Origin of the sequence: Streptococcus sp. GMD5S (assembly GCF_000298715.2) — a bacterium.
Lineage (GTDB): Bacteria > Bacillota > Bacilli > Lactobacillales > Streptococcaceae > Streptococcus.
Window position 1 is genome coordinate 1 of the sequence record NZ_AJRG02000035.1, and the last position, 3,328, is coordinate 3,328.

A 3,328-nucleotide genomic window follows, 5' to 3' on the forward strand; every position below is an offset into this window, starting at 1 on the left:
CAAGGAAGTTGATCCTAAAGAGAACCGCTTCATCCTTTCACGTCGTGAAGTTGTTGAAGCAGCTACTGCAGCAGCTCGTGCTGAAGTATTCGGTAAATTGGCTGTTGGTGATGTAGTAACTGGTAAAGTTGCTCGTATCACAAGCTTCGGTGCTTTCATCGACCTTGGTGGTGTTGACGGATTGGTTCACTTGACTGAGTTGTCACACGAACGTAACGTTTCACCTAAATCAGTTGTAACTGTTGGTGAAGAAATCGAAGTGAAGATCCTTGATCTTAACGAAGAAGAAGGACGCGTATCACTTTCACTTAAAGCAACAACACCTGGACCATGGGATGGCGTTGAGCAAAAATTGGCTAAAGGTGATGTAGTAGAAGGAACAGTTAAACGTTTGACTGACTTCGGTGCATTTGTTGAAGTGTTGCCAGGTATCGATGGACTTGTTCACGTATCACAAATTTCACACAAACGTATCGAAAATCCAAAAGAAGCTCTTACTGTTGGTCAAGAAGTTACTGTTAAAGTCCTTGATGTTAACGCTGACGCAGAACGTGTATCACTTTCTATCAAAGCTCTTGAAGAGCGTCCAGCTCAAGAAGAAGGACAAAAAGAAGAAAAACGTGCTGCTCGTCCACGTCGTCCAAAACGTCAAGAAAAACGTGATTTCGAACTTCCAGAAACACAAACAGGATTCTCAATGGCTGACTTGTTCGGTGATATCGAACTTTAATCAAATTGATAATCACAAAATCCTTTGTTTAAAACAAGGGATTTTTCTTTTGTCTCTTTCTCATTTTTGATATAATAGTTCTATGTTAGATTCAGAAAAACAATCACAATATCAATTGTTAAATGAGGAACTCTCTTATTTACTTGAAGGTGAGAGTAATGTTCTTGCCAATCTTTCGAATGCTAGTGCCCTCCTAAAATCTCGCTTTCCCAATACTGTATTTGCAGGATTTTATCTGTTTGATGGTAGCGAGTTGGTTTTAGGACCTTTTCAGGGTGGGGTTTCTTGCATTCGCATCCCGCTTGGAAAAGGCGTGTGTGGAGAAGCTGCTGCGTTTCAAGAGACTGTTTTGGTTGGCGATGTGAGCACCTATCCAAACTACATTTCTTGTGATAGTATGGCCAAGAGTGAAATCGTGGTTCCCATGCTCAAGAATGGTCGATTGCTGGGTGTCTTAGACTTGGATTCTTCACTTATTGATGATTACAATGCCATTGACCGTGATTACTTGGAACAATTTGTCGCTATTTTGCTTGATAAGACAGAATGGGACTTTACGATGTTTGAGGAGAAAGCCTAATGTATCAAGCACTTTATCGAAAATATAGAAGCCAGACTTTTTCACAACTGGTAGGTCAAGAGGTTGTGGCTAAAACCCTAAAACAAGCAGTTGAGCAGGAAAAGATTAGTCACGCTTATCTTTTCTCGGGCCCTCGTGGAACTGGGAAAACCAGTGTAGCCAAGATTTTTGCCAAGGCTATGAACTGTCCAAACCAGGTAGACGGAGAACCATGTAATAACTGTTATATCTGTCAGGCAGTGACAGAAGGTAGCCTAGAAGATGTTATCGAAATGGATGCGGCTTCGAATAACGGAGTCGATGAGATCCGTGAAATTCGTGATAAATCTACTTACGCTCCTAGTTTAGCACGGTATAAGGTCTATATCATAGACGAGGTTCATATGTTGTCTACAGGAGCTTTTAATGCGCTTTTGAAGACCCTTGAAGAACCAACTCAGAATGTTGTCTTTATCTTGGCGACCACCGAATTGCACAAAATTCCAGCAACTATTTTATCGCGTGTCCAACGTTTTGAGTTTAAATCGATTCGAACTCAAGATATCACGGCACATATTCATCATATTTTAGAAAAAGAAAATATTAGTTCTGAACCAGAGGCTGTGGAAATCATTGCTAGACGGGCTGAAGGTGGGATGCGGGATGCCTTGTCTATTCTGGACCAAGCCTTGAGTTTGACGCAAGGGAATGCTTTAACGACAGCTATTTCTGAGGAGATTACAGGCACTATTAGTCTATCAGCTCTAGATGACTATGTGGCCGCTTTGGCCCAACAGGATGTCCCCAAAGCACTCGATTCTTTGAATCTTTTGTTTGAAAATGGCAAGAGCATGACTCGTTTTGTGACGGATCTCTTGCAGTATTTGCGGGATCTACTGGTTGTTCAGACAGGTGGTGAAAATACTCATCATAGTCCAGTTTTTATGGACAATCTAGCTCTTTCTCAGGAAAGTCTCTTTGAAATGATTCGAATAGCGACTGTGAGCTTGGCAGATATGAAAGCTAGTCTACAACCTAAGATTTATGCTGAGATGATGACCATTCGTTTAGCGGAGATTAAGCCTGAATCTGCGGTTTCGGGAACTGTTGAAAGTGAAATTTCTGCACTGAGACAGGAAGTCGCCCGTCTTAAACAAGAACTTGCCAATGTTGAAACAGCTCCTAAACAAGTGGCGCCAGTCCCTAGCCGTCCAGCCACTTCCAAGACAGTCTATCGAGTAGACCGTAATAAGGTTCAGGCTATCCTACAAGAAGCTGTTGAAAATCCTGAATTGGCACGGCAAAACTTGATTAGACTCCAGAATGCATGGGGAGAAGTGATTGAAAGCTTAGCTGGTCCTGATAAGGCTCTTCTTGTTGGTTCTCAACCAGTTGCAGCCAACGAACACCATGCAATTTTAGCTTTTGAGTCTAATTTCAATGCAGGGCAAACCATGAAACGGGATAACCTCAATACCATGTTTGGCAATATTCTCAGCCAGGCGGCTGGATTTTCACCTGAAATCCTGGCAATTTCCCTAGAGGAATGGAAAGAGGTTCGTGCAGCATTTTCAGCTAAAAACAAGTCTTCTCAGGCAGATCAAGAGGTAGAAGAAGAAAGCCTAATTCCAGAGGGATTTGAATTTCTGGCTGATAAAGTCATGGTCGAAGAAGACTAAAAGTGGATTTCATGGTACAATAATCCTATGACTAGACAACAATTTATCGTGATAGCACTATTTACTGCTGCTGAGACTTATTTTTTCAATGAAGCTTGGATGACGGGTCGCTATTTCATGGCAGCCTTTTGGGCCATTCTACTTTTTCGAAATTTTAGGTTAAGTTATGTAATGGGGAAAATAGTAGATGCTATTGATCAGCACCTAAACCGCAAGGATTAGTCACTAGCTTCTAAACAAAATCAAAGCCTTTTAGGCTTTTTTTTGTTATACTAGTAGAGTATATTTATGGACCTTTTCTTTTATTTTTAGAGAAATGTAAGTGATTTCTTTAAGGATAAAGGAAGTAGGCCAGAAAAA

The 3,328-nt window shown here is 41.2% G+C and carries 4 protein-coding genes; all 4 read left to right on the plus strand.

Annotated features, from left to right (window positions below; genetic code table 11):
- The coding region (locus GMD5S_RS0209490; protein ID WP_016893866.1) for a S1 RNA-binding domain-containing protein at positions 1–730 on the plus strand (730 nt) is incomplete at its 5' end.
- Between the two features lie 82 nt (positions 731–812).
- The gene (locus GMD5S_RS0209495; RefSeq protein WP_000887137.1) at positions 813–1,310 is read left to right on the plus strand and encodes a GAF domain-containing protein; all 498 of its coding nucleotides are present in this window, start codon (positions 813–815) and stop codon (positions 1,308–1,310) included.
- Positions 1,310–2,968 carry a DNA polymerase III subunit gamma/tau gene (gene dnaX, locus GMD5S_RS0209500; protein ID WP_000283848.1) on the plus strand — a complete coding sequence of 553 codons (1,659 nt, stop codon included), beginning with the start codon at positions 1,310–1,312 and terminating at the stop codon, positions 2,966–2,968. The genes GMD5S_RS0209495 and dnaX overlap by 1 nt, the downstream gene beginning before the upstream one ends.
- Positions 2,969–2,995: 27 nt before the next feature.
- Entirely contained in the window at positions 2,996–3,190 is a 195-nt protein-coding gene (locus GMD5S_RS0209505; protein WP_000198269.1) for a DUF3272 family protein, read from the plus strand.
- Positions 3,191–3,328 lie beyond the last annotated feature (138 nt).

Excerpts from the sequence above, each read along its gene's own strand:
- GMD5S_RS0209495 (WP_000887137.1), top strand. The coding sequence starts at position 813 with ATGTTAGATTCAGAAAAACAATCACAATATCAATTGTTAAATGAGGAA.
- dnaX (WP_000283848.1), top strand. The coding sequence starts at position 1,310 with ATGTATCAAGCACTTTATCGAAAATATAGAAGCCAGACTTTTTCACAA.
- GMD5S_RS0209505 (WP_000198269.1), top strand. The coding sequence starts at position 2,996 with ATGACTAGACAACAATTTATCGTGATAGCACTATTTACTGCTGCTGAG.